Here is a 26802-nt window from a genome sequence, read left to right on the forward strand (position 1 = left end):
ATTTTAACTTCATAATTTGATTACAGATAAAAAGTAGTGTGTTTTTTCTGTAGATTGTTTACGTAGGATGTTTCAACATAGCTTGTCATTTTAAAAAGATTAATAAACTTCTATTTTCTGTTTTTCTTGATGAATATCATTACTTTCTGTATACTTGAATTTTATACTTGAGGACACACTGATATATTCCAGGATTCGTCCCAAACGTTGTTTTTCAAGTACACCGGTAAAAGAGGCTTCAAAACATTTGGGATTCTTTACTACGAAATCCACATCAAAACGTTTAGATAGCATTTTAAGAACTTCTTTAAATGGAGTATCGCGAAAAATAAGTTTTCCATCTTTCCAGGAAGTGGCAACCTCTACATCCGCTTGATCTATTTTTATTTGTTGCTGCGTAGCTGTATAGACAATTTCCTGTCCCGGTTGAATCTTCTGTTCCGCCCAATTGCTTTTCTTATTTTCATAAGCCATAGCAATGCTTCCTTCCACCAACGTTGCCGTTATCGTTTCATCATCAGCATAGGCTTCCACATTAAATTGAGTACCATAAACTTTTACAACAGCTTTCTGTGGCGTTATGACTTTAAAAGGATGGTTCTCATCTTTTTTCACCTTAAAATAAGCTTCCCCATTCAATTGTACCTTACGGCTTTCTTTATCAAAATGAGAAGGATAAATAATAGTTGAATTGGAATTAAGAGTCACATAGGTTCCATCAGGCAAAGTAGTAGAAGTAATCATTCCCGGATTAGTACGAATCTCTATAAAATTCACCTTACTTTGCCCATTACCATTCATCCATAAATAAAAAGTAGACAGCAGCAAAGGTATGGCAAGAACAGCAGCGGCACGCTGTGCCCATTGCCCCCATTGTAACTGTCGTTCCCTTCTTATCCTACCTCTGACTTCCTTCAAAGCAGCCCGTGCATCAGTCCGTTTTAAGGTATCCATTGTTTTTGTGGCAAAAGAAAGATAATAAATCTGCTTGGCCAGCTTTTTATTTGCTTCGGAAGAGATGATCCATTTTTCAATCTCTTCTTTTTCACTTAGAGTCACTTCTCCCTCAAAATAACGGAGTAAAAGCGCTTCATCTATTCGGGTATCTGAGTTTATCATAATGTTCTTTTATAATAAGTCTAACCAAGATTAAAAGTTCCTAAACCAAAAACTGTTTTTTTTGAATTATTTTTCGATTAAGTGCTTTCATATTTAAAATTATGTATTTTTGCAGTAACATTTTTCTTCTATAATCTATGGAAACCACAAATGATAATTTGATAGATAAGCAACTGTATATATCTATGCAGCAAGGCAATAAGAAGGCATTTGATATTTTATTCATCAAATATTATGCTATGCTTTGTGCTTTTGCCCGCAGTTTTGTTTCATTAGAAGATGCAGAAGAAGTAGTTCAAGATACCATGTTACAGATATGGGAAAATAGAAAAACAAATCATATAGATTCTTCTGTTCATCATTATTTGTTCAAAGCAGTAAAAAACAAATGTTATACCTTAATGAACAGAAATTCCCTTCGATTCCAAATAGAAAATATACTCACTCCAGACATACAGGAACTATTCGAAGATCCTGATTTCTATATTATAGAAGAATTAACACAAAAAATAGAAAAAGCAATTCTTAATCTTCCAGAATCTTATCGGGTAGCCTTTGAAATGCACCGTTTCCAAAACAAGACCTACCAGGAAATTGCAGAAGAATTGAACATATCTTCCAAAACGGTAGATTACAGAATTCAACAAGCACTAAAGCTATTACGGAAGGAATTAAAAGATTATTTGCCCTTACTTCTATTCTTTTTTGCTCCTAAATAGGAATAAAGAAAGAACAGGAAGAAATTTCGATGAAGGGAAAAAGGAATTAAGGTACCCAGTGATAAATCTCCGGCTTTGCTTTGACCAACACACAGTCGTATCCTACTTCCAGCTAAGGAAAGATAGTAATATTCACATAATAATTCAACGTATAATAATTGCCCCACCATTCTTTGGAAGGTATGATTTGAGAACTAAGTGCACCGACTCCAAACATAAGAGTCTTATCCTTCTGCATTTCGGCAGTAGGCATCTGAAGCAAACCTGTTGTACCATACATGTATTGAGCCTTAATGTGATTTACAATACATACCCATATAAAAAGTATCAATAAAAACTTTTTCATTTATAACACATTGCCAATATCCAAAATAAGAATCTAATATTTCGAGGCAGAAGAAGTCAATTCCATTTCTCTCTCTACAGCAGCCATCACTTGCCTATTCCATCTCCTGCGCTCACTATCCCAAAACCACCCCCATTTATTGAAATACTGTATCGCACTCTTTATATGGATTCTCAACATTTGCCCTGCGCATCATTCCGCACCATGTTTTTCTAAATCCCGCCTCATTTTTCACAAAATCTTGTACCATGCCTTTTCTGACTTTGCAGGCTGGTTACAACGTGCTTATATTTGTTATACTGGTAAGATATATATCTTATACCTGTAACATTACTAATCTAATAGTCCACACGTTACCAACCTTCCGACATGTACGTTACTAATCCCTCAAACATCTTATTCTTTTCAGAAAAGAACAAGAGCTTTTTAAAGTTTCACCTGTTATTTATCCCATAACGGCATCCACATGCCGAAACGCCTTATTTTTCCTTCAGAGGATTCTCTATAGAGTATTATAAACGACCATATCCCACTGAAAAAAGTAAGATATCTTCGTGGGCAAAGTAAGATATGTTCCCAGGCAAAGTAACACCACTTACTTGGGCCACGAAGTCCACATACTTTTCTTTACAACAAAGCCTGTTTTACATTAAATAATCCTCTCAGAAAGATAGACAGGTAATTCTCAACTGAAAATGATTGATCAAACATATTCGAATAAATCTTATTGTTTATCGTTTAACATCTAATTGCTTTGTCGAATTTCTCAAACAGGAAGAGATTATGAATTTATTCATCCTGCTCCTCTATCCACTCTCTCAATTTTGCTTGTAACAACTGCTTATCTGGAAGGTAAAGGGCATATTGTTGTGCATAGATATTAGAATCTTTCGGCAGAGTAAGTTCTACCAACGCATCTTTCTTTTCTTTACAAAGTAGAATGCCGATTGTCGGTTTTTCAAAATCCTGTTTGACATAACGGTCATAGTAGTTGACATACATCTGCATTTGTCCCAAATCTTGATGAGCCAGTTTATCTACTTTCAGGTCAATCAGCACATAGCATTGTAAAAGTCGGTTATAGAAAACCAAGTCGACATAAAAATTTTCTTCATCGAAAGTAAATCGCTTCTGACGTGCTTCAAACAAGAAACCTTTCCCTAGTTCTTATGCCAACAAATTTATTATGCAAAGTGACTTAAACTAAATCGCAGCTACAAAAGTAATTATAAAAATATAATCATTTATTTCTTTACATAAGAATTTCATTAATTTAAGTGCGGTGATATTGCCACAACTTAAATTAATGACGTATGAATGATCACTCAACAACTTTTGAAGCAGTCACATCCTCTATGCTGAAAATCTTAAAAGAGGATTTTTCTCGTACAGATAGTACATTGGAAGGCTATGCATGGAAATGGAATCAATTAAGGCAGTTCATGGAGAACAATGATTTGCATTCCCTCACCCCTAAAGTCTGCGATGATTTTTTATCTTCTCTTTATGGTTCTAAAGATTTAACTTCATTAAAATCTGGTGACAAGAAATTTTTATCCGCTATCTTACTCCTGAAAAATTACCTCATTACAGGCCAAGTTATTCCAAGAAAAGTTCCGGTAGAATTGAAAGGAGAGATTGGCAGTTTGATGATGCAATATATATTATCTCGAAGTCAAGAACGCTTGTCCGGACACACTATCTACAATCACAAACAAATATTCCATCGTTTCCTTGATTTTCTAACATCTGCAAAAGTAGCCTCCATAGAACAAGTTGAGATTACCCACATCATTAAATATCTTAATACCATTGGTACTAAATATAAATCTGTAGCAAGTATATCCATCCATATTCTACGTAACTTTTTCCGATATCTATATGAACACAAAATTATAGATATGGATTTAGCGGCATTTATTCCAAAAGATAATTATAAGAAACAGCCTAAGCTACCGTCAGCTTACACTTCTGAAGAAATAAAAAAGATAGTGTCTTCTGTGGATAGAAGTACGACTACAGGAAAACGTAATTACTCAATTATTCTATTAGCCACAATGCTTGGTTTGAGGGCTTCTGATATAGCAAATTTAAAGTTTGAAAATATATTGTGGGAGGATAATGCCATACGTTTAATCCAGCATAAAACAAATAAGGAATTAGAACTGCCACTTCTACCGGAAATAGGCAATGCTATTATTGAATATCTACGGTATGGACGTCCAAAGTCCCAGTCATCATATATATTTCTCTTGGCACGTTCTCCCTATACTCACATAAACCAACCGGTCATATCCCAGATAGCCAAGAAATATTTTCTTAAAGCCAACGTAAATATAAAGAACAAGCATCATGGCGCACATGCCCTTCGACATTCCTTAGCGACACTTCTTTTAGAAGAGCAGGTAAAGCTCCCTGTTATAAGCGAAGTTTTAGGGCATGAGAACACGGAATCAACAAGTTATTATCTAAGAATAGATATCCAATCACTGAAAAAATGCTCCCTTGATGTATCACCTGTATGTGAAAACTTTTATACCCAGAAAGGAGGCTATTTTTATGAATAGAAATTTTAAAGGCATTTACGCCTCATTGATAAGAGAGTTTGTGAGCTTGAAGCGCAGTATGGGATTTAAGTATATTGGGGGAGAGTTTGTCCTGACTTTATTTGATAGATTTACTATTGAAAGAAATGAGACTGCAATAGGTATTACCAAGGAGTTGTCAGATGCATGGTGCAAGGAACGTGACAATGAATCCAATAGTTACCATTATCGTAGGTGCTATATTTTAGGTGCTTTCTCTTCGTTTCTTAACAAAAAAGGAATCCGCTCATATATACCAAGAACCCCGTCATTGAGAAATACCTTTATCCCTCATATCTTTTCATCAAAAGAGATAGAACGAATTTTTACGACATGTGATAATATGCAAAGTGGAAATAATGATATGAGATCCTCTTTTTTTATAATGCCTTCACTGCTTCGCATGTTATACGGAACAGGAATACGCATAGGTGAAGCCTTGTCTCTGCTCAATGAAGATATTAATCTTGAGGAAGAATACTTCATTTTACGAGATACAAAAAACGGCAAAGACAGGATTGTCCCATTTTCCACTTCTTTAGCAGAGGTTCTTAAAGATTATGTTGTACATAGAAACAGATTACCCGTAAAGATATCAGATACTACTCCCTTTTTTATCACACTTAAAGGAAGGGCTTGTGACAGGGATAGCATATATCGTCGATTTTGCAAAATACTCATTCAAGCAAACATTCCCAAAGACCGCATACGTCTGCATGACTTGAGACATACATTTGCCGTTCACTCTCTTGCTAAAATGGCTGAAGAAGGTATGGATTTATATTGTTCTTTGCCGATCCTATCAACTTACCTTGGACATCAATCTTTGCGGGCGACGAATAACTATGTTCGGCTTACGTCAGAGATGTATCCCGAATTAATTAGAAAAATAGATATCATTGGTTTTGATATTTTCCCTAAAATGTGACATTTATGAAACCTACAAATTTTTCAAAATATCTAACAGACTTCCTTCTCCGGTATTTGCCCCATGAAAGAGGAGCAAGTACTAATACGATCCATTCATACAGGGACACATTTACCTTATATCTGGTATACATGGAAAGTAAAGGTGTAAAAGCTGAAAAACTGACAATGGAAAGTATAACAAAAGAGAATATCTTGTCCTTCCTTGATTGGTTGGAAACAAAAAGAAGTTGCTGTACATCAACACGTAATCTTCGCCTTGCTGCCATACAATCATTTTTTAAGTACCTCCAATATCAGAGTTCAGACCATCTATACGAATATCAAGAAATAATGGCTATAAATAATAAAAAGAGTGTCAAGCCTATTATGAACTATCTAACGGTAGAAGAGATGAAGATTCTTCTGCAACAACCAGATACGACCAAACCTAAAGGTCGTAGGGATCTGGCGTTATTGTCACTTATGTATGATACAGCGTGTAGAGTGTCAGAAGTAATAAGCCTAACTCCGCAATGTGTTCGATTAGATGAACCATATACTGTAATAATCACGGGAAAAGGGAATAAAAATAGAGTTGTACCAATGCTTGAAGAACAGTTGGATATACTGAAAATATATATGAAAGAGAATGGATTGTTGAGATCAGAATGTCTACAACATCCGCTATTTACAAACTGTTGGGGCGAAAAGCTGACAAGAGCAGGGGTGGCGAATATACTGGATAGATACATCAAAAAGGCAAAGCTACTTCATCCCACGTTAATGAAGGGGAAAATAAGCTGTCATAGTCTTAGGCATAGTAAGGCAATGCATCTGTTACAAGCTGGGGTTAACTTAGTTTATATTAGAGATATTTTGGGGCACGTGAATGTGCAAACTACAGAAATTTATGCAAGAGCGGACTCAAAAGTGAAACGGGAGGCTATAGAAAAAGCTTATATTAAAGTTGTTCAGGAGGTGGATACTAAACCTATGTGGCAAGGAAATGAAAAGTTAATGGATTTTTTAAAGTCTTTCTGATGAAAATATTATGCAAAGTGATGGAGATAAATCTTTTTATAATTACTTTTGTAGCTGTGATTTAGTTTAAGTCACTTTGCATAATAAATTTGTTGGCATAAGAACTCTTATGCAAACCTTTACATAACATTTCTAATAAGAAATGCTGCATCTTTCCTATTATAGCATTTTCCAACTTGGTCTCAGAATATGATACATCAGATTTAAGTCCCAAAAATTCTAATGTTAACGGATTCTTGATGATGTCATCAGGATTATTAATAGTTTGTCCCTCTTGTGCCAAACGCATGACAGCCTCTTTGTCTCTGCTAAGAGCCAATCGTTCATACAGGCTTGAATTATATTGTCTTTGCAGTTGTCGAACACTCCAATTCTGCTTGTGGCATTCGATTTCATAGAAACTCCGTTCTGCTTCGGATTCGATACGCATTAACACTAAATAATGAGACCAAGAAAGCGTAAACGGGTATGTGTCAGTCAATTTTGTTGAGCTTTTTACCGTTTTTTGAATTTGGTCAACAGTGTTGACCAAATTACCATCCGACGATTCGGTCAACACTGTTGTGCCGATCTGTTTTACCGAATATATCGTGAAAAACTTACGGCATCTTTTCAAGGTTTCTACCGACCATCCATCGCCAAGTCTTTCTGTCAATACCTCTGATACACCTTTCAATAACTGTTTACCGTATGTTGCACGTTCTTCACCTTCTTGTACGACATTTACAATAATGCGCCCTATTTCATATTTGGTGATGACTTCGGTAATATTAACTACTCGTGCAACATTTGCTCGTGCATTCGTAATCAATCGCTCGATGCGTTCCGCAATATCTGCGATGATGTGGCTATCTATATTTTGTATCTTACTCATGGTCTTTAGAGGTATCTTTGCTTATCAAATCTTGAACTTTGACACCTAAACATTCTGCTATTTGGAATAATGTTTCAAGGCTCGGTTGACTGGTGTTAGTACACCATTTAGAAACCGTAGCTTGATCTTTACCCAATTGTTCTGCCAGCCACCTGCTCGTGCGTTTTGTTTCCGCGAACACTACTTTTAGACGATTCATATCTTTATTCATGCATCATAAATTTATCATGGAAACAAAGATAATCATAATTCAAATATTTAGATAATAGTTCGTTAAAAATTAGCCAAAGCTAAACTGCTTTGGTCGTAAATAAAATGAGTTCTTTGAAAAGTTTGTCAATAACTTGTGGGTCTGGGTTTATACCAGACACGCAAATAAATCGTTCAAGCATAGAAGCATTGTATATGATTGACTTGCACGAGGATATGGAGTATGTCATTCCTTGCCTTTTGCATGCCGCTTTGACCAAGTTGACAGCCGTGAGTGACGCATTGGAATCGTCCGTAGAGAAATACAGGTACCACTTGTCTGTCCTTCCATCCATCGGATACCAGATGGATAAGGAGACGTACCTCTTGAGAGCTTTTGCATATACCCCCAATTCGTATAGTTTCCCTTTATTCACCTTGTATTCCGTACATCGGGTCAGGTCCAAATTGGTAAAGTCAATCTTACCGTCAAACCACTTAGGATGACCACGCTTTCCTGTTTTCCTTTCCAATGTCGGATAATAGAGAACCGCGTCATTTTCAAAAGGTTTGCGTATATTTACAACTGATTTGAGAGCCGACCGGCACTCAGATTGGTATTGCATAAGGAGTGTTTTTTTAGTCATAATCAGAAGAGTTCAGAGACTTCTAATTTACTAAAAAATAACAAATTATGCAATACTCTTTCTTCTTATTATCAGTGGATTAGCTTCTTTTTTTCGACCACAATTCTTAATGCTTAACCATTCGTTTTGACAATATTTCAATGACCTCTTTAATATTATCGAGCCAGCTGTAGCCGATTCTAATGTTTAATTTTAAAGTTTCGGTAAAAATTTACCGAAGTATTGGACTAATATAGTAATTACCAATAAGATAGTAAAGAAATAGCAAATAAGAATATAGTAATAAATATAATGCGTCTACCCTGATTAAAAGTTCAATATCTGTTAACCACGGACGTGATTAAGTCTAGTCACCTTCATGGTTAACTTTAACCACCTTCGTAGTTAGACTTAACCACCTAGGTGGATAAGCAATTACAAACATATAAAAAGTAGGAAAGGAAAAGAAAGAAAACAAATAAGAGACAGGGAAATATGCACACATAGACTACCACCAACTCGATTCACAAGCCATGCAACTGCTTTATAAGAACGAACGTTAGGGGGTGAATGATGAAAAAGAGTAGGGTATTGTGGCAAAACAACACCGAATTTGAGCAAATTTTGCCTTTGGAGCAGTTTTTTAAATGTCACTTTTCTTCTGCTACTTCAGAGAAGAAGAAAGAAGGGCTGACCACTCATGAAGATTTTCAATTACCCGAAAGGACATACGCATAAAAAGGACTATAAATCAAGAATATAAATTATTCCAGACGCATTCTCTGCAAGCTGAGCATTCCCCCAAAAGCCAGCAATAAAGGTACTTTGTATCATGCGGTAGAGTTTGAATAATTTATTTTTAAGCATCCATTAGTGAGGGCAATGCCCTCACTAACACCGATGCTATCACCACTAATAAGCAGTTCATTATAAACAAGTTATGAAAAAAGTGAGAGCATGAGGGCATTTTCGCGTCCAACTTTCTATTGTTTTTTACCATGTTCCAATAAATTTCTTCAGGTGAACCCATTTTAATCTGTTATTGATTTTTCTAATAAGGTATCTCATAAATTATACTTTACCCACATCAACCAGCGACATAAATTAAGAAACAAAAGATGAAAAGTTTCTGTATTCCTCTCTGTGACATATCTACTTAAAAACAAAACATTATTCCAAAAGAATTCACTGAAAATACAGGAAATAAAAAGGAAATCAGTAACTTTGTATGTTATCATTCTAAAACAAAAAAGTATGGGCAATAAGATTTATCCTATCGGTATACAGAATTTTGAAAGTCTCCGCCTGGATGGCTATTTCTATATTGATAAAACAGCATTGATTTATCAATTGGTAAAATCCGGACGCTATTATTTCATGAGCCGCCCACGCCGCTTCGGAAAAAGCCTGCTTATCTCCACTCTAGAAGCTTATTTCCAAGGGAAAAAGGAACTTTTTCAAGGACTAGCTATGGAGAAACTGGAAAAGGACTGGACAAAATATCCCATACTGCACATTGACCTGAATACACAGAAATATGATAGTCCACAAAGTTTGGAAAGCAAACTGAACCGTACATTGATAACCTGGGAAAAGCTATATGGAAGCGAGCCTGCCGAAGATTCCTTGTCCATGCGTTTTGAAGGCACCATTCAGCGCGCCTATGAACAAACAGGCCAACGTGTAGTGATTCTGGTAGACGAATATGACAAGCCCATGTTGCAGGCCATCGGCAACAAAGAATTGCAAAATAGTTTTCGCGAAACACTTAAAGCATTCTACGGAGCATTGAAAAGCAAGGACGGCTGCATCAAATTCGCCATGCTGACAGGAGTAACTAAGTTTGGAAAAGTAAGTGTATTCAGTGATCTGAATAATCTGGATGATATTTCGATGTGGAATGAATATATAGAATTATGTGGCATCAGCGAAAAAGAAATTCATAAGAATTTGGAAACCGAACTTCATGAATTTGCAGATGTACAAAATATGACATATGACAGCCTCTGCGAAAAACTAAGACAATATTATGATGGCTATCACTTCACCCACAACTCCATCGGCATGTATAATCCGTTCAGTCTGCTCAATGCTTTCAAGCGCAAGGAATTTGGCAGTTACTGGTTCGAAACGGGGACTCCTACTTACTTGGTGGAACTGCTAAAAAGACATCATTACAATCTGGAACGGATGGCACATACAGCAACTAGTAAGCAAGCATTAAATAGTATAGATTGGGAATCACCAGATCTTATTCCGATGCTTTACCTGAACGGATACCTTACTATCAAGGAATATGATGAGGAATTCGGTATCTGCCATTTAAGCTTTCCCAATAAAGAGGTGGAAGAGGGATTTACACGAATTCCACAAAAAGAATAAAAACACCTTGTGGAATCCGTGTAATCCATACCTACTAAACGATAATCTTCACATCACTTATCACCATCCACCGGAATCACTTCCTGCATATAAATGGCATCCAGGCTCCAAAGGGCGGCATCATTGGTACTGATACTTGTACATTCATCCAAAGGAGCGGGAACTTCCGGCGGAAGAACAGTTTCTATACGGAAAGGTGGAGCCGGAGTATGTTCCAAGCGGGAAAATAAATCTGTCCAAGCCTCTTCCGCCATTTTTGCATTACGGGTATGATAGGCTGCATATCCCAACAAACGGGATATACGGAAACGATTCTTCCTTAACTCCCATGCTTTCTGCTTATAACGGGCGGCAAGATCAAGCCATGCCTCATTCCATTCGGGATAATCAACCATACGGATCATTTCATTCATGACTTCAAAACCTCCCATGATGGTCATCAAATGATTTGTACTTTCTAACTTGGGGTCACATTCGCTGGTAATAATCCCTGTAGCCGGATCATAACCTAAAGCCAACGGACCTGTAAAGATACGGTTGGGCAGTGCCACAATACTTTTCATCCCGGCTATAATTTTGTCACGATAAGCCGTATTGCCGGTACGCTCCCATTCTGTCATCCAGTTTCCGGCGTATGCCAACCAGTCGGGACCGATGCGGAGACGTGCAGGTGCCGTACAAGGATACTGACTACGAGGTTGTGCCAGACGCATGGGGTCCAGCGTGTACAATTTCTGATCGGCATCTTTTACTTCAGTCATTAAATCACCGCATCGGTCGTCCGTAGTAAGATAATAGTAGAAACGATTCCAGGCAGCCTGACTGATCCGTGCTTCTTTAGCTCCACATCCCCAATGACTGACGTTGTGCCGGCTACCCAATCCTGCATTCGGGCCGATATGATACACATCCACTTCCGCCGTATGACGGGTCATAGCTTCTGCCATGCGCCAGATATCAGCACGTCCGGTACGCAGGAAATTATACCATAGCCACATATTAGAAGCCAGTTCCGTGTTATCCCATGCAAAACCTCCGATGTCATAACGCCAGGTATGGCGGACAGGATCGTATGCATGCATCACATCCCCATAATTCCAGAAACCATACCATTTGTTTTGTTCTATCGCTTTTTGATAGAAGCTGATATAAGCATCCAGCCTGTCTTCCACCCGGGCACGGAAAGGAGTACTACGATCAGGAAGGCTCCAAACACCAAATGCCTGCTTGGCATGCAAATAGTCAGGTACAGGCATCAGCACTCCCGGCCCGGCAAGTTGTTTAGCTTGTTCTGCAAAAGCTTTCTTTCCGCTATAACCACCCTGAGGTATCAAGGTAAGAGTCGTTGTACGGGCAATTCCATAAGGAGTGCTCATTCCCTCTTGCACATCTTCGTAACTGGCATTCAAGTCATGGGCAACATTATCATAATGGCGCAAGTCCATCGGCTCAGCATCCGGACTCCATATCCATGCGGTAAGAGCAGCCACCGGAGTTTTTGCATCCGAGATTTCAATAGAAGACGGATAAGACTGCCAGAAATCATGCAACTCAAGTCCTATGCCTCCGGTTATATCTCCGGCAAAGGCATAACCCTCACTACGTGTACCGGAGAAAGTACCTATCCAAGGATTATTGTCATTGGCACGTTTACGGATTGAAAATGCATCCGCTGTCAGTTGGGACAGACGATAACTGTCCCAAGAAGCCCAATGATCAAGCAAAGCACGGTTCTTTTCGTCAAAAGCTTCATAAGAAGGAATGCGTTTTCCTTCCATCTGCTGTTGCTGTAACGAAGATTCTCCATTTCCGGTTTTACCCAATGTAAGTATGCGTCGTCCCACCAAAGGCTGAACGGGTTCGCTCCAGACTCCACCATCGGCACAAGAGAAAGCTACATGGCGATTGTATAAAGCCTCACGCATAGGAACATCAAAACGAACTCCCAAAGCGCGAATGAAATCTTTGTTCTGATCTCCGTCATATACAAAGCTATGCACCATTTTCACTTGCTCACTGCCACCATAAAAATAAAGCCGTACCACAAAGGGCAACCACTCACGACCATTCGGACTTTTGTGTACCCCTTCCAATTTAACAAGCGCACGCACAGAACCGGCACGCTCTACAGTTACAGATTTCAGTTCTCCTATATAATTAGTGAAAGAAACTTGAGAAGTACTTTCAAGTACCGGTTCACTTTGCGTATGACATATAAGCCTAGCCTTTTCTCCTACTTTCACACCTTTATATAACAGACTATCTATCAAAAATTCGCCTTGACGAGGTATATATGCTGAAATGACTCCGGTAGAAATATGAATACCCTGTGATGTTTCTGTAACAGAAACGGACTTCTTTTTATCTGTATCCGGCAGTTTGGATTTCGCTTTAGATTTCTTTACCGCCTTTTCCAGAGTCAGTTTTTCTGTTCCGGCAGGAATAACTCCTGCTATTCCTCCCCACTTTACAGAACCATCCGGCCAATAAGCCAAAGTCCAGGTATCAATAGGAATATCCTCACCACTCTCTGCAGATAGCCGTAGCTTGTTTTCCGGAAAAACTTCCCCTTTATCAAAAGGCACTCCGAAACTTACGGCCTTATCCTGCCGGGGAGTCTCACCAATCCATTGCAAAGGAACAGTAGTCGCCTCTTGCGATGAGCATTCATAACTGAAATTTGTAATACGAGTACGCGACAAGGTGGTGCGAAAGCCAAACCAGCCTTCCCGTAACGGGTCAGCATCCCTGAAGTCCACCAAGCGCTCACCGTCTATGTAATAACTAACCCTATTGTTCTCGTTGGTAATCTTGATGTGATACCAATGATTCGGCTTCAGCAAATGTCCGGCATCCGTATATTCCTTTAGAATAGCAGGACGGGCTTTAGGATTTGTAATACCTGACTCATCCCCATCATAACGACGGAAACGTGTAGTAGAGTTATGATTACCACCATATCCCAAATAGTAAAGTTGTAAAGAATAACAATTCAGGAATATACCGCTACGCCATTTTTCGCGCTTCCATAAATTATCGGGATATTGAGGGTCTGATGCCATCCAGAAGCAGTTCAAATCACTCAGACGATCTCCATCCGACTCCACCACCACACATGCATCATATTCAATGGTCACTTTTCCACTCATCTTCTCTTTTCTCCAAAGAGTCAATCCCTTGGGAGATACTATCTCAGCGGTATCTCCCTGAAACGTCACTTTATAATCAGGCGATTCCGATTCAACCTTCCAGTATTTAGTAAACTGGCGGGAGTTCAAACCGGATACTCTATTATCCTGTGCCTTTGACGTAAAGACAACTAATAGAAATAAAAACAGAAACAGATTTTTCATACGATGTGGTTTTGTTTTCATTTACTTTAAAAAGTCTTTTAACGGACAGTCCGTAGCTTTCAGCCCGTCAGCAATACTCCGGGCATTCATACGGGCACCTTTCAAAGAGGTATGGGTATGGTCATGATTGAAATACGCTCCTACTACACGCAAACCTTGATTGTATCCCATATCCTGAAGCTTGTCTCCCGATATTTTATTCAAATCTATAAAATAAGCCCCGGTCGCTTCTGCCGCTTCACGCGTCCATTTACCAAAAGAACTGGTATTGCGCTCTATCTCACCATTATCAAACTTATTGCGGGGTGTATGACTCAGGACAATAGGAACAGCTCCCTTTTCTTTTACATCCATAATAAACTTACGCAAATACCAGCCGAAAGAATAAACCACTTGATAGCTGCCGGTTTTCTCCATTTTGAAGACCTTGCTTTCATTTCCCGAACCGGGTAATTCCGCACGCGCTTTCCCTGTGTTTATGTCACCAGCATCATTATGTCCGAATTGTATCAAAACAAAGTCTCCCGGCTGAAGTGCATGATAGATTTTATCCCAACGCCCTTCATCTAAATAAGTACGCGCACTACGGCCTGCTTTCGCATGATTCTCTACAGAGATCCTTTCTGTGTCAAACAGTTCGTGAATAACACTTCCCCATCCCCACATGCCATTTTCATCTTTATCGGCATTTTTCACAGTGCTGTCTCCCACCGTAAACAATACAGGATTCCCTTTTTTACGGGTAGCCCCCGTAACCGTATCTTTTTCTACCGGTTTCAAATAACGCGCCAGTTCCAATCCCTTATAGTTACGGATTCCTTCGGCAGCAGATTCTGCATTGACACGCGCGCCAAAAGCACTTGTGTGAATACGGTCCAGATAGAACATATACTTTACTTTTTCTTTGCCGAATTTCTCAAATTTGCGCGCCGAGATATCATTCAGATCAATAAAAGGAATTCTCTCTTTTTTAGCTACCTGCTTCGCCCATAATCCAAATGTCTGATTCACCCGGGTGATAATAGTGCTGTCTGCATCTTCCCAAGCGTTGCGAGGAGTCAGGGACATCAAAATAGGATGAGCGCCTTTTTTCTTCACATCATGAATAAAACGACGCATATATTCCCCATACGTATATACGGTCTCTTTTGCTCCTGTTTCTTTAATAGTCACATTCAGACTGTCTTTGCCAATTCCCGGAATAGAGGCACGGGCACGGCCACTATCGTACGGACCATTGTCATTATGTCCCAATTCTATGATAACCCAGTCACCTTTACGAACTCCTTTCAACACATCAGGCCACAACCGGTTATAAAAAGTACGGCTGCTGGTTCCTCCCAATGCGTGATTTTCAACGGTTATCTTATTTTCATCAAAATACTCGTGTTCAAAATATCCCCATCCCCATTGACCGTTATTTCCATTGCCCAAAGTACCGGTACGCATGGTTGAATTTCCAACAAGGAACAACACCGGATTATCCCCTTTCCGGCTGGAACCTGAAACAGGACGGGCGGAACGCGCCACATTTAAACTATCAAGCGTATTATCAATGACTTGATTCACATCCTTCATCGGAGCAGTTATCTTATTCTGAGCATGTGCTCCAAGCCCTACTCCGGCAGCTAACAAAAAGCATAAACAAAGTTTATTTCCTTTCATGACATTTATAGTGTTTTTCTTTTATTGCATTTCAAATCTCTCACAAAAATAAGACGAACGGACAAACAGGAGAATAGAAATTCATTCATTTTCCTGTTTATTCGTTCAACCAATAGTACATCTATCCTAATCGGAGTAGCGACAAGGCTAGAAACTAGGGTGCGGTGGTTGGTTATACGCAACATTCTGCCAAGCTATCGCCAACCTGTACTGACGGTCATTCATCCATGTGGCACGTCTGTCCACAGCCGGTATGGTAGTAGAATAAATACGTAATTCCGTCTGGTCTTCGGAGGCCCAAATAACCTCTTCCCGCCAATCTCCTAAAATATCACCCGACAAACACGGATTACCTTTTGTTCCATTATTGGAAACAACTCCCTCGGCTTTCAATAATAAATCCGTACTTTCCGTATTCCAATTCCATTTACTGATGGAAACATGATCCAGTAGTTCCGCCAAAGGATCGGCGTCCCAATAAATGGTAAAATTGCAGGAATCAGGCTTTCTATTACAGATTATTTCTCCGGTGTCCCCTCTTCTCAAACCTCCTATATTGCACCAACACTCTGCTCCATCATAACGCGGATCAATATCGGCAGCTACTCCACGGCCGGCATCTTGTCCCAAGCCATCCTGCCAGATAATTTCTCCGGTCGCTCCATCAAACATAGCTACGGCAGGAGTACGCTTTACAATTTCATTATCGCCTTCATTTTCATGCACGCCAAAAACCTGCATACCTTGACGGGAAGGAATAAAACGCCCGGCATGTAAAGCATCTCCGTGACGCAGACCCGTAGTAAACAGTCCTTTACCGTCATGGTCTACAGTCATAGCCCCCACACAGATTTCGTCACAACCATCACCATCAAAATCCGCTACGGTCACACTATGATTTCCCATACCCGAATAGGTCTCCCAACCCGGTGTCGCGCTATCAAAAGTCCATGTATGTTTCAATGCCCCGTTTGTAAAAGTCCATGCAGCCACCACCGTCCGTCCGTACCATCCTCTTACCATGACAGGTGAAGGCGTTTTTCCATCCAGAAAAGCTACTCCGGCTGTAAAACGGTCTGAACGACCACCAGTATTGTCATTACCACAATTGCCACCTACACCTCCCCAACCATCCAAAGGATAACGGGTTGGAATATATTCTTTCGAATCCAGTTCTTTTCCGGTACGTCCTTCAAAAACCGTGAGATATTCCGGACCATTTACTATCTTACCATACGTAGGACTCTTTTTATCCCATGTCCTCCAGTCGACTTGGGCATCTCCTATCCGATGTCCCAGTCCATCGACAGTACCATCTCCCGTTTTACAACAAATTTCCGCACATCCATCTCCATCAAAATCAAAGACCAGAAAATTAGTCGTGGCTGCTCCGGAACGTACATTCGGCCCCAAATCAATACGCCACAACCTGGTTCCATCCATTTTATATGCATCCAAATAGGTATTACCGGTAAAGCCCCGTTGTGGCGGTCGCTTTGAATTAGAAGGAGACCATTTTAAAATAATCTCATACTCTCCATCACCATCCAGATCGCCCACGCTACAATCATTAGCTGTATAAGTAAATGGCTCACCTGCTATTTCTCCGTCTTCCGGTTTACAAATAGGAATACTTAAATAAGGATTCCGTTCCTCTCCCTTCAGACGAGTCCAGGTAGCAACTTCCCCGGTAGTTGCTTTTAAAGTCCAACGATTATCCACCGTGTAATCAACCGTGCGATCTAAAAAATCGGAAGTCCGATCTATCGGTTCTTTATTTAACTTTACCTCCGCACCTCCATTGGAACTACGGTATAAATCAAATTGCAATCCGGCTGCATCCTCCAAGGTCATGCGCCAGCTAAAATACATTCCATTCTCTGTCGGAATTCCGATCAATCCTCTTGAAAGCTTTTCTCCACTGTAAGGTTGGGAAAAAGCGAATATGCTTCCGACAAGCAGAAGCATATTCATCATAATACAATGTTTCATCTTACAATTTATAAAACCTTAATACAGGCGGGGAGGCTCCCCGCCTATCTGCTTAACAAAAGAAAATCCTGTCTATCAATCTTTACCTCCAAAAATATCTACCTCTTTATTGCCACAAATTTTCTTTAAACTCAATTTCAACAATGCGTAACTCGTGATTAGTCTTATCGCCATTTTTTGCCTTAAACAAATCCAACTCACCCGCAGCAGGCGCAGCAACCTCTACAATTTGTCCGAAACCGTCTCCCTCCTTGCTGGCACCTTTCAAACGGATGGTTATTTCATTTGTCAATACAGGTTTTACATTCAAGTGGATATATCCCAAACTCTTTGCAGTCTCACCACTCCAAATCAGTTCATCACCTGCATATATTTCCAAAGGATAGCTGCGCAAGCGCCAACCGGTAAGTTTCATGCAAATTTCATCCACACGGGCCGCACGCTCCAAACGATAGGTTATCCATGCAGTATTCAGCCTGCCATCATTCTTCCATTCACTCAATTCATTATCATCGAAACTTTTGATCGCTTCATCCTGGTTGGTTCCGGCAACCGCCGATAAGATATTCACATCGACTTTCGTATCTTTGTAAGAAGGAGTCAACGGAGTTTCTCCACGGGTCAGCCTGCCCTCCAGTTCATCTCCCGGAATATAGTCACTCAAGCCATTCTTCACTTCAACCGGTGCGGAAGAAAGACTGATTTCAGCAGATTGCAGTCCATCAGCCTTGGCTGTTATACGAACCGTTCCCGGAGTTGTAAGAGAGCGTATCAAAGCCCGGTTGACTCCACATTCTACAGGCAAGTCTTTTGAAAGAATATAATTATCTTTACCTTGTGCTATTCCACCACGCCATTCAGCCGGTCCCTCTACGTCAAAATGTATCAGATCATTAGCCAGCGGGCAACGTCTGCCATCTTTATCCATCACTTCCACTTGAAGCAATACCATATCAGCACCATCCGCTTTCCAACCTTTAGGATTTTGAATCACACTGAGTTTAATTTGTTCCGGCTTGCCTGCGGTCTGCAATTCAGCACGGCAACATTCTTTTCCATTCTTATCATACCCTACAGCTTCCAACTTGCCCGGAACAAATGCCACATCTTTGAAAGTATACAAGAAATGATAATCTCTTTGACCGTTTCCTAAAGATTTGCCATTCAGGAACAATTCCACTTTTTCTGCACTGGATACCACATAAACAGGTTTAACCACATCTTCTTTATAGTTCCAATGACCAACGATATGAATACGGGGATTCTCTATATCCACCCATCCATCCCACATCACCTGATGTGCATAGAAAGGATCTTTAGGGATGCGCATGGCATCTGTCACACCACTACGACGATAATTCTCCACACCACGATAATGTGTATTCGTATCCGAGAAGATGATTTTCACACCTCCCGAGCTGACACGGTCACCGGTACCCGGACGTTCACGCCAATAATCAAACCAACGAATCACATTCTCAATAGTAAAGGAATCCTGATTGTGATTATAAGCACGGGCATCCACCTTTTTCTGGACCTTATTAGTCATTGCAGAACGGAATGAATTATTTCCTTCCCCATTTTTATGATAAGGATAAGAATATTCATCCCAATATTTGCGCAGACCTTCATCACGGCAGTATTCCATGGCCCACATCGGATGATGTTTGCTCTTATTGATATAAAGCATCTCGCCACCATATTCGGCTTCACGAATATCAAGCATTTCACGAGAACCGATGGCACGGCCTCCATGAGGGTCATACTTATCACGAATCGCTTTCATTTCTATCATGTGCTCACGACTGATTGATTCGTTTCCACATTCATAGAACAAAATACTCGGATTATTACGGTTGTAAATAATGGCATCACGCATCAATTCTGTACGTTGTTCCCATTGACGGCCTTCACGGTCTTTTTCCGCATCACCGGCCTGCATCGCCTGAATCAATCCCACACGGTCGCACGATTCAATATCCTGCTTCCAAGGGGTGATATGCATCCAACGAACCAAGTTGGCATTATCTTCCACCATCAGACCGTTGCTATAATCACTCAGCCATGCAGGAACACTCATACCGACTCCCGGCCATTCATTACTGGTACGCTGTGCAAAACCTTTCATCTGAATCACCCGGTCATTCAACCAAATCATTCCTCTGCCGAAACGAGTTTTACGGAAACCGGTACGGGTAGCCACTTCATCTACTTTTCTGCCATCCACCCATAAACTGGTTTTTACTGTGTACAAATATCCGTATCCCCAACTCCAGAAATGAAGTCCGTCTATTTCTGCCGAAGCTTCCAAAGTCGCAGTTTCACCCGGTTTTACTACCGTCTGAGTACCCTCAAAACTTTTTATGCTTTTCCCGTCACGGTCAAGCACTTCAACCTTATAAGCGACTTTCTTATCCCGATTATATTCATTTTTTATTTCAGACTCCGCATGAACCACAGCCTTACGAGACTTCACACGGATATCTTCCGCATAGATATAAACCCCGGTAGTTTTTAAATTACTGTACAAGGGAAGTGTCTGATAAACCTTATCGGTTACATGAAGCCATACATTCTTAGGTATACCTCCATAATTGGCATTGAAATTACGGTCACTCCACTGATATTTGGTGCCGGTAGCACGTTCCTTATAATTCCAATTGTTATCAATACGGACCGCCATGACATTCTCCTGTCCATATTTAATATAAGGAGTCAAATCGAAACCTACAGCCATCGCGCCATTTTCATGCAAGCCGATATATTCACCATTGATATAAAAATCAGCTCCTTGACGGACACCTTCAAATTCAACAAAGACTTTTTTGTTCTTGCTGCCGGCAGGCAGACGGAAATGTTTACGATACCACACCACAGTATCCGTCAATTGCTCTATGCTCAAACGAAAAGCCTCATCTTCATTAAAAGGACGAGGTAATGTTACTTTCTTCCAATTCGCATCCTGAAAACGTACCTCTTTGGCTTCCGGTATATCGCCGACATAAAGTAACCATTCAGCATTAAAATTGTATTTATCACGGACAGCTGATGCTGCCGCAATCTGACTTATTCCTATAAAAGTCAATAAAAATAAAAGAATTTTGTTTCTCATAGCTATCTCAAATTGTTTGTTGCAAAACTAGCATAAAGTTCTCTTGCCTACCATAGAATAAGGTACATTTTTATAGAAATTCGTTCAAAGCAAATCGCCAGGATGCTCATATTACGCCTATTTATATAACAAGCTAAAAATCAACATAATAAACAAGCATCCTGAAACATTTATTCTACAAGTTGCAACATCAGAACTATATGATTTATCGCTTCACTACAACCGGAATCAACATGACAGGACCTAATAGACCTGAAGGTTTGGGTTCCCAATTAGAAGCATCAAAGATACCGTTCTTCACATTTTCCTTTTTCCTTGCAGACATGTTTACATTATAGAAAATCTTCCAATCCATTCCCTTCTTATCCATATAAGCAATTCTATTCGCCATAGAATTGGCCACTCTGACAACTAATTCATCCTGTCCTTTGAATTTTTCAGCAGGAATATACAGTTGATAAGGAGAATCAATCACTGTACCGATATAATCTCCATTCAAATAGACAGATGCATTTTCCGCTACAGAGCCAAGATCCAATTTTATCACATCCGCTACAGGTACCTTGTCTATAGTAGTCGTGTAAACGGCTGTTCCTGAAAAAGCCTTATATTCATCCCCTGCGAAATCAGTCCATGACGCCAAGCTGTCCACTGTTATGGAAGCAGGAAGCTGAGGACCTCCTTGAACAAAAGAAACAGTCCAACTGCCGGAAACAGGATTTGGCTCACCTGCATTTTGATAATAAGCATAGGCATCTCCTGTAAAATTCTGACTGGAAGTTGATACAATGACAGTTTCACCCGGATTCAATTCCAAGTAAACATCTGTTTGCCCGTCATTGCGTTTCATAGCGGCCAAACCACTGGCACCGGTCATTGGATTGAAAATCGCCGCACTCCGAGCTTCTGTACGAAGTGGAATCCAATCCTCTATTTTACGATCGCTGCTATTTTCTATAAAGTAATATTTTCCCGTCGCACTATTTCTGCGGATACATTGCAGACCTGCCTGATACATTTTCTCGGCACCCACATTCGCCTCATTCATCAGAGCATTAATATCATCTGACAAACAAATCTTCCCCTTACCTACACGAGCACATTTAACAGCACCTTCAGCATGAAAGTCCAGAGCATCCAGCATTTCTTTAAAATGAGCCTGTTTTTCTTCCGAAAGAATCATTCCGGCCATATTTTGAGGAATTCCCTTATAAAACACAACGGTAGCACCTTCATCAGCCAAAGCCATCAGTTTTTCCATTGTTTCATAAGGAATATATTGCGCCGCCGAAACAAGAACGGTTTTATATGCGGCACCAGGCGTTACAATCATTTCTTTCTCAATATTAGTTTTAAGAAGTTGCTTGTCAGAAATCATATCCCACGCATAACCATTCTCTGTTAAAGTAACCGCACTTTCTCTAACTGAAGATTCCAACATATTACGATCCAATCCGCTAAAGTGTTGAAGACTTCTGTTCCCTTGCTCAGACATCACATCGGCTATGTTATAATATAAAAGGACATCATTATCAGGAGTGCCATCCTGTAAAAATGACTGCACGCGAGTAACATACTGATTCAAATATTTAAAATCCTCCCAGAACGGATTATTCGGATTAAAATGGACTGCCGCATAAAACAACCATCCCGGCCAGGGAGCCTCCTGCGGACTGAAACAAGTGCCATGATAAAAAATATGATTCACCCCGCCCAGAAAGAAAAGGTCAAGCGCTTTCTTTACATCTCCCAGATTCGATTGGAAATGTTCATCCAGCCAAGTCGCACTTTCTGAAGACGACAACTTCTTTCCTTCCGTATGGGCTACAGACGGAGCCGCTTTTATACTGACCAAATCACGCCCTTCTATTTCGGGCACATCACTCACTGCATACAAATCCAGAATATTGGCAGGAGAACCATGAGCCTGATTCCTTATACCCTTTCCTTGTTTTGCCGCCCAGTGTTGCCAACGAATGGAATAATGATTTATCAATAAATCGTTTATGGTTTGCCTATAATCATACAACACCCTTGCATTCTTGTCCGGTGTATCCATACCTAATAATGCAGGTAAGTGTTGACGCAAATCATATCCCCTATACTTTTGGAATTCGTCAAAAAAAGCAGGAGTCCAATTTGACTCTCCTCTTGCATCGTCCACTTCATAAGAGTCATTAAAATAATACCTCAGATAACTGATATCCTTTCCTTGAAAAGCCTCATCAAATTTACTGAGATAATGATCAATGGCCGAAGCTGAAAAATGATCTATCACATTGCCTTCACCACCAGGACCTGCGCGTTCTACCATTTTTCCATGATGACCTTGGAACAGAGCACAAATAGTCCAGTCACCTTGAGGAGCCGTCCAGTCCAATGTGCCATCCGGTTTTATTTTTGAAGTCAAATCGAGACATTCACCTTTATCACTATTAGCGGTCACTATAATCAAAGGCAGTTCCTTTTTATATCGTACCTGATCCAATGCCAATGTCTGTAAATCGGCATTCGCACTGACCGGTTCTTTCAGATCCTCCAGTTTTACCGGAGTATGCCCTGCCAATCTGACAAAGCCTTCTTCCTTATATCGGACAGGTTCACCTAATTGTTCGCCTTCTTTCAATTGATAAGTTTTATAAGCCAACGTCTTGCACGCATCTTCGGGAGTAACCCAAGGTCCTCCAAACGGCCATCCCGAAGCATTAGCCAGATCAATACCTAACCCCAACAGCTTTGCTTCCTGCAAAGTATACAGAAACAAATCAACCCATTCCGGAGAAAGAAAATCTTTAAAGCGGTCCTCATAACCATGTATTCCATAAATAGGAGTGATCTCCAATCCACCCAGATTTGCCTCCTGATACTTACGCATAACCGTATCCAAGTCAGTAGTCCTGACCGCATTGCCTTCCCACCACCATCGCGTCCAAGGCTTAGTCTCGTTAGTCACTTGCGGCCATTCAATCGTCTGACTCTGTGTACAAGCCAAACAGCCACAAACTGCAAAAAGTACATAACAGAACTTACTGCATTTCTTTAATAATAAGGATTGCTTCATAAATCTAATTATTTAAAAATGGAAACGGGCATTTTCAACACGCTGACCACCTATCATATTCTTTAATTTTTTTGCCACATCAGGATATTGTTTTATCACATTGGAAGTTTCCGCCGGATCTGTATAAATATTATACAATTCTTCGTAGGTTTTAGACGGATCACTAACTTCCAACCTCACTAACTTCCAACCATCAGGAGTCATAATAGATTGCTTTCCTCCAAATTCAAAGAACTCATAATAAATACAATCATGCTCCTTCTGAGTACCTTTTCCCGTAAGAGTAGGCAAATAAGATATACCATCAATATTTTGAGGGATATCCGCCTGCACCAATTCACCTATAGTAGGCAAAAAATCCCAAAATGCAGAAATATGATTGGTAACTACCCCTTGTGGAATAACTCCCGGCCATTGAATGACGAACGGAGTACGGATACCTCCTTCATATAAATCTCTTTTCTGACCTCTAAACGGACCATTACTGTCAAAATAAGATGGATCGTGCCCTCCCTCCGAATGGACTCCATTATCGGAAGTAAAAACAATTATTGTATGATCATACAAACCTTTCTCTTTTAACTCTTTAATAATCAAACCTACACTTTTATCCAAATAAGTAACCATCGCCGCATACGCCGCACGCGGACTTTGCTGCGATTTATAACCGTCTCTGCTTCCTCCAAAAGGAGTTTCACAAAATTCCCCCTCATATTCCGTCATCGCTTCCCCCATTATATCGAGATCAGCATGGGGTATGGTCGGTGAAAAATAAAGGAAGAAAGGTTTCTGCGCATTTTCATCAATAAAGTTCAAAGCCTTTTCCAACATCAAGTCATGCGAATAATATTTCCCATCCAGCATAATCTTCTGCTCATTCTCATGCAAGAACTCAGGGTAATAACTATGAGCAAAACGCTGCCCCAGATAACCGTAGAAATAATCAAAACCATGTTTGTCGGGCATACCTTCCGTACCCGGTCCTCCCATTCCCCATTTACCGACACATCCGGTAGCATAGTTCTTTGTTTTAAAAATATCGGCTACGGTAACTTCACCTGCAGGAAGCGGAGTTTCATATAACAATCCATCCGAACCTGCCACTTTTGCATTTCCTCTGATTGCGGCATGTCCCATGTGCTTTCCCGTAATCAGAGCACAACGAGACGGAGCACTGACCGTAGAACCGGAATAATGCTGCATAAACTTCATCCCGTTTTGAGCTATCCCATCAATATTCGGTGTCTTAATCTGACGCTGACCATAGCATCCCAAATCACCTATGCCCAAATCATCTGCCATAATATAAATGACATTGGGCAATTTTTCTGCCGTTGTAGTCTGGGCCATCGTAAGCCCTGAAGACAACAAAGTTGCGGAAAATAATATCTTACGTGTATTTTTCATATCCAACCTTCTTTATTTAAAGGATGAAATATCCACCATCATTAAATTTAATCTTTTTCCATTCGTAAAATGCCCGGATTGGAAAAGAACCTTCGTACCATCAGGACTAAAGCTGGGATGTGCATGATCCGGTTTCATCTTAGTATCCGACACCAACCAATGACGCTCCCCGGTCTGTACATTAATCAACCATACATTTCCTCCAAAAGTATCTCCGGCAGCCCATTTATTATCACGGCTGGCATTACAATGCCAGAAGCCTCTTCCTACCAATTGGCCGTCAATTGCCTGACGGTCTTTTTCTAATTCCACCTGCCCTATCAACTCTACATCATCCGTACGCAAATTGATACGTACAATACCACTTGCCTGTTTACGAAGACGTGGCTGGAATCCCAAGATATTAAAATATACATAATCTTTGCTTGCAAAAGTCTCATGCGTCACCCAATCGAGTGGAGTTTCTTTATATAAAGGTTTAAAGACTGTTCCATCTGCCGTGCAAAACCACATACGCTGATGCGCATCACCACCGGTTTCGTTACAAAAGACAATTTCACCCGGAGTAAAACGGCTGGCTTGTATATGCCCTGTTTTAAATTCCGTATCAACAACCTTAGTTACTTCTCCTGTAGTAAGGTTCATTTTACGAATACCACAAAGGCTGGGTTTGATTTTTACCGGCTGATTGCTTTCGGGCAGAAAAGCGTTTTTCATCATCCGTTCCTTTTCCTCTTCTGTTCCTTCACGCTCCACAGTTATGTAGGCATAATCATCATTGCAATCCACAGCATATCCTCCCGGACGTCCCATCTCAGTGGGGAAAGTGCCTATGAAAGTTTCATAAACGGATGGTTTACCTACTTTTCCCTGTTTTACATCAGCAAAGAATTTATCCAAGTCCATTACATACATGTTCCAGTTTTCTTTTTCTTTCCGGCTGATGAACATACGGTTGGTTTTATTCGCCAAATAGGCACTGCCCAAGTTCGGTCCCTCTGTAGCTTGGATAATTTTACCGGTAGCCATTTCGATAAAGTAAATTTGTGTAGGTTTCCATTTACGTTTCTCTCCATTAGGAAGCGTACTTTCCACCTCTTTGTCATTTCCACGGCTGGAAGACCTGAACAATAAGTATTTGCCATCAGCCGTCCACATGGGATCTGTTTGATAAAGAAAACGATCATTCTTCATCGTATCGGTCAACATCGTGATGGTGTTACCGGTCGCACTATCTACATAAGTCTGCATTTCCGATGCAGTACAATTTCCAAACTGAGCCAATGCGGCTTTACTAAAAGCTAAAAATAATGTAATAGCTAAAAATGTCTTTCTCATAGCATGTCATTTTTTATCTGATACGACAAATTTATGCATGAGAGAAATTATATCAAATAGAATTTTATCCATTTATATGGTTAA

At 40.2% G+C, this 26802-nt stretch carries 14 protein-coding genes and 4 pseudogenes; 5 read left to right on the plus strand and 13 right to left on the minus strand.

The annotated features are described in order from the left end of the window. Positions 1-99: 99 nt before the first annotated feature. Positions 100-1119 (minus strand): FecR family protein, encoded by a 1020-nt coding sequence (locus ACYQ0C_RS16370; RefSeq protein ID WP_016275507.1) that lies wholly within the window; start codon positions 1117-1119, stop codon positions 100-102. Between the two features lie 137 nt (positions 1120-1256). Here ACYQ0C_RS16370 and ACYQ0C_RS16375 point away from each other — a divergent pair, with 137 nt between their 5' ends. Next, entirely contained in the window at positions 1257-1838 is a 582-nt protein-coding gene (locus ACYQ0C_RS16375; RefSeq protein ID WP_016275506.1) for an RNA polymerase sigma-70 factor, read from the plus strand. Positions 1839-1950: 112 nt separating this feature from the next. Here ACYQ0C_RS16375 and ACYQ0C_RS16380 read toward each other — a convergent pair whose 3' ends face one another. Together ACYQ0C_RS16380 and ACYQ0C_RS16385 are read right to left on the minus strand one after the other, a co-directional pair. Then, positions 1951-2118 (minus strand): YjbH domain-containing protein, encoded by a 168-nt coding sequence (locus ACYQ0C_RS16380; RefSeq protein ID WP_139015983.1) that lies wholly within the window; start codon positions 2116-2118, stop codon positions 1951-1953. An 855-nt stretch (positions 2119-2973) separates the two neighbouring features. Next, positions 2974-3351: pseudogene (locus tag ACYQ0C_RS16385) on the minus strand (PDDEXK nuclease domain-containing protein); the annotation flags it as partial. Between the two features lie 146 nt (positions 3352-3497). Between ACYQ0C_RS16385 and ACYQ0C_RS16390 the strand changes: the two are divergent. Genes ACYQ0C_RS16390 through ACYQ0C_RS16400 form a run of 3 tightly spaced genes read left to right on the plus strand, consistent with a single transcriptional unit; the run spans position 3498 to position 6719 of the window. Beyond that, a complete protein-coding gene (locus ACYQ0C_RS16390; RefSeq protein ID WP_008024682.1) occupies positions 3498-4751 on the plus strand; it encodes a site-specific integrase in 1254 nt (417 codons plus the stop codon). Continuing rightward, a complete protein-coding gene (locus ACYQ0C_RS16395; protein ID WP_229091420.1) occupies positions 4744-5697 on the plus strand; it encodes a tyrosine-type recombinase/integrase in 954 nt (317 codons plus the stop codon). The genes ACYQ0C_RS16390 and ACYQ0C_RS16395 overlap by 8 nt, the downstream gene beginning before the upstream one ends. A 5-nt stretch (positions 5698-5702) precedes the next feature. Next, positions 5703-6719 carry a site-specific integrase gene (locus ACYQ0C_RS16400; protein WP_008024684.1) on the plus strand — a complete coding sequence of 339 codons (1017 nt, stop codon included), beginning with the start codon at positions 5703-5705 and terminating at the stop codon, positions 6717-6719. Between the two features lie 127 nt (positions 6720-6846). Here the strand turns inward: ACYQ0C_RS16400 and ACYQ0C_RS16405 are convergent. The 3 genes and pseudogenes from ACYQ0C_RS16405 to ACYQ0C_RS16415 all read right to left on the minus strand — a co-directional run. Next, positions 6847-7593 (minus strand): annotated as a pseudogene (locus ACYQ0C_RS16405) (DUF1016 N-terminal domain-containing protein); the annotation flags it as partial. Beyond that, positions 7586-7804, minus strand: coding sequence for a helix-turn-helix transcriptional regulator (locus tag ACYQ0C_RS16410; protein WP_016278009.1), 219 nt, complete (start codon positions 7802-7804; stop codon positions 7586-7588). The pseudogene ACYQ0C_RS16405 and the gene ACYQ0C_RS16410, both read right to left, overlap by 8 nt. A gap of 79 nt (positions 7805-7883) precedes the next feature. After that, positions 7884-8348 (minus strand): annotated as a pseudogene (locus tag ACYQ0C_RS16415) (transposase); the annotation flags it as partial. A gap of 1314 nt (positions 8349-9662) precedes the next feature. On the opposite strand from ACYQ0C_RS16415, the pseudogene ACYQ0C_RS16420 reads away from it, so the two are divergent. Continuing rightward, positions 9663-10772, plus strand: a pseudogene (locus tag ACYQ0C_RS16420) (ATP-binding protein); the annotation flags it as partial. A 71-nt stretch (positions 10773-10843) separates the two neighbouring features. On the opposite strand, the gene ACYQ0C_RS16425 reads toward ACYQ0C_RS16420, so the two are convergent. The 7 genes from ACYQ0C_RS16425 to ACYQ0C_RS16455 all read right to left on the minus strand — a co-directional run bounded on the left by ACYQ0C_RS16425 (position 10844) and on the right by ACYQ0C_RS16455 (position 26718). After that, on the minus strand, positions 10844-14143 hold the full coding sequence (locus ACYQ0C_RS16425; RefSeq protein ID WP_016278013.1) for an exo-rhamnogalacturonan lyase family protein: 3300 nt from the start codon (positions 14141-14143) through the stop codon (positions 10844-10846). Between the two features lie 21 nt (positions 14144-14164). Next, entirely contained in the window at positions 14165-15808 is a 1644-nt protein-coding gene (locus ACYQ0C_RS16430) for a rhamnogalacturonan acetylesterase (RefSeq protein ID WP_016278014.1), read from the minus strand. Between the two features lie 147 nt (positions 15809-15955). Next, positions 15956-17800 carry a rhamnogalacturonan lyase gene (locus ACYQ0C_RS16435; RefSeq protein ID WP_244964558.1) on the minus strand — a complete coding sequence of 615 codons (1845 nt, stop codon included), beginning with the start codon at positions 17798-17800 and terminating at the stop codon, positions 15956-15958. Positions 17801-17906: 106 nt separating this feature from the next. Further along, positions 17907-20912 (minus strand): glycoside hydrolase family 2 protein, encoded by a 3006-nt coding sequence (locus ACYQ0C_RS16440; RefSeq protein ID WP_016278016.1) that lies wholly within the window; start codon positions 20910-20912, stop codon positions 17907-17909. A gap of 205 nt (positions 20913-21117) precedes the next feature. Next, a complete protein-coding gene (locus ACYQ0C_RS16445; RefSeq protein ID WP_016278017.1) occupies positions 21118-23973 on the minus strand; it encodes a glycosyl hydrolase in 2856 nt (951 codons plus the stop codon). Between the two features lie 12 nt (positions 23974-23985). Next, positions 23986-25380, minus strand: coding sequence for an arylsulfatase (locus tag ACYQ0C_RS16450; protein ID WP_016278018.1), 1395 nt, complete (start codon positions 25378-25380; stop codon positions 23986-23988). A gap of 12 nt (positions 25381-25392) precedes the next feature. Then, a complete protein-coding gene (locus ACYQ0C_RS16455; protein ID WP_016278019.1) occupies positions 25393-26718 on the minus strand; it encodes an oligogalacturonate lyase family protein in 1326 nt (441 codons plus the stop codon). Positions 26719-26802: the final 84 nt, after the last annotated feature.

The sequence above is a fragment of the Phocaeicola sartorii JCM 17136 = DSM 21941 genome (genome assembly GCF_054653615.1).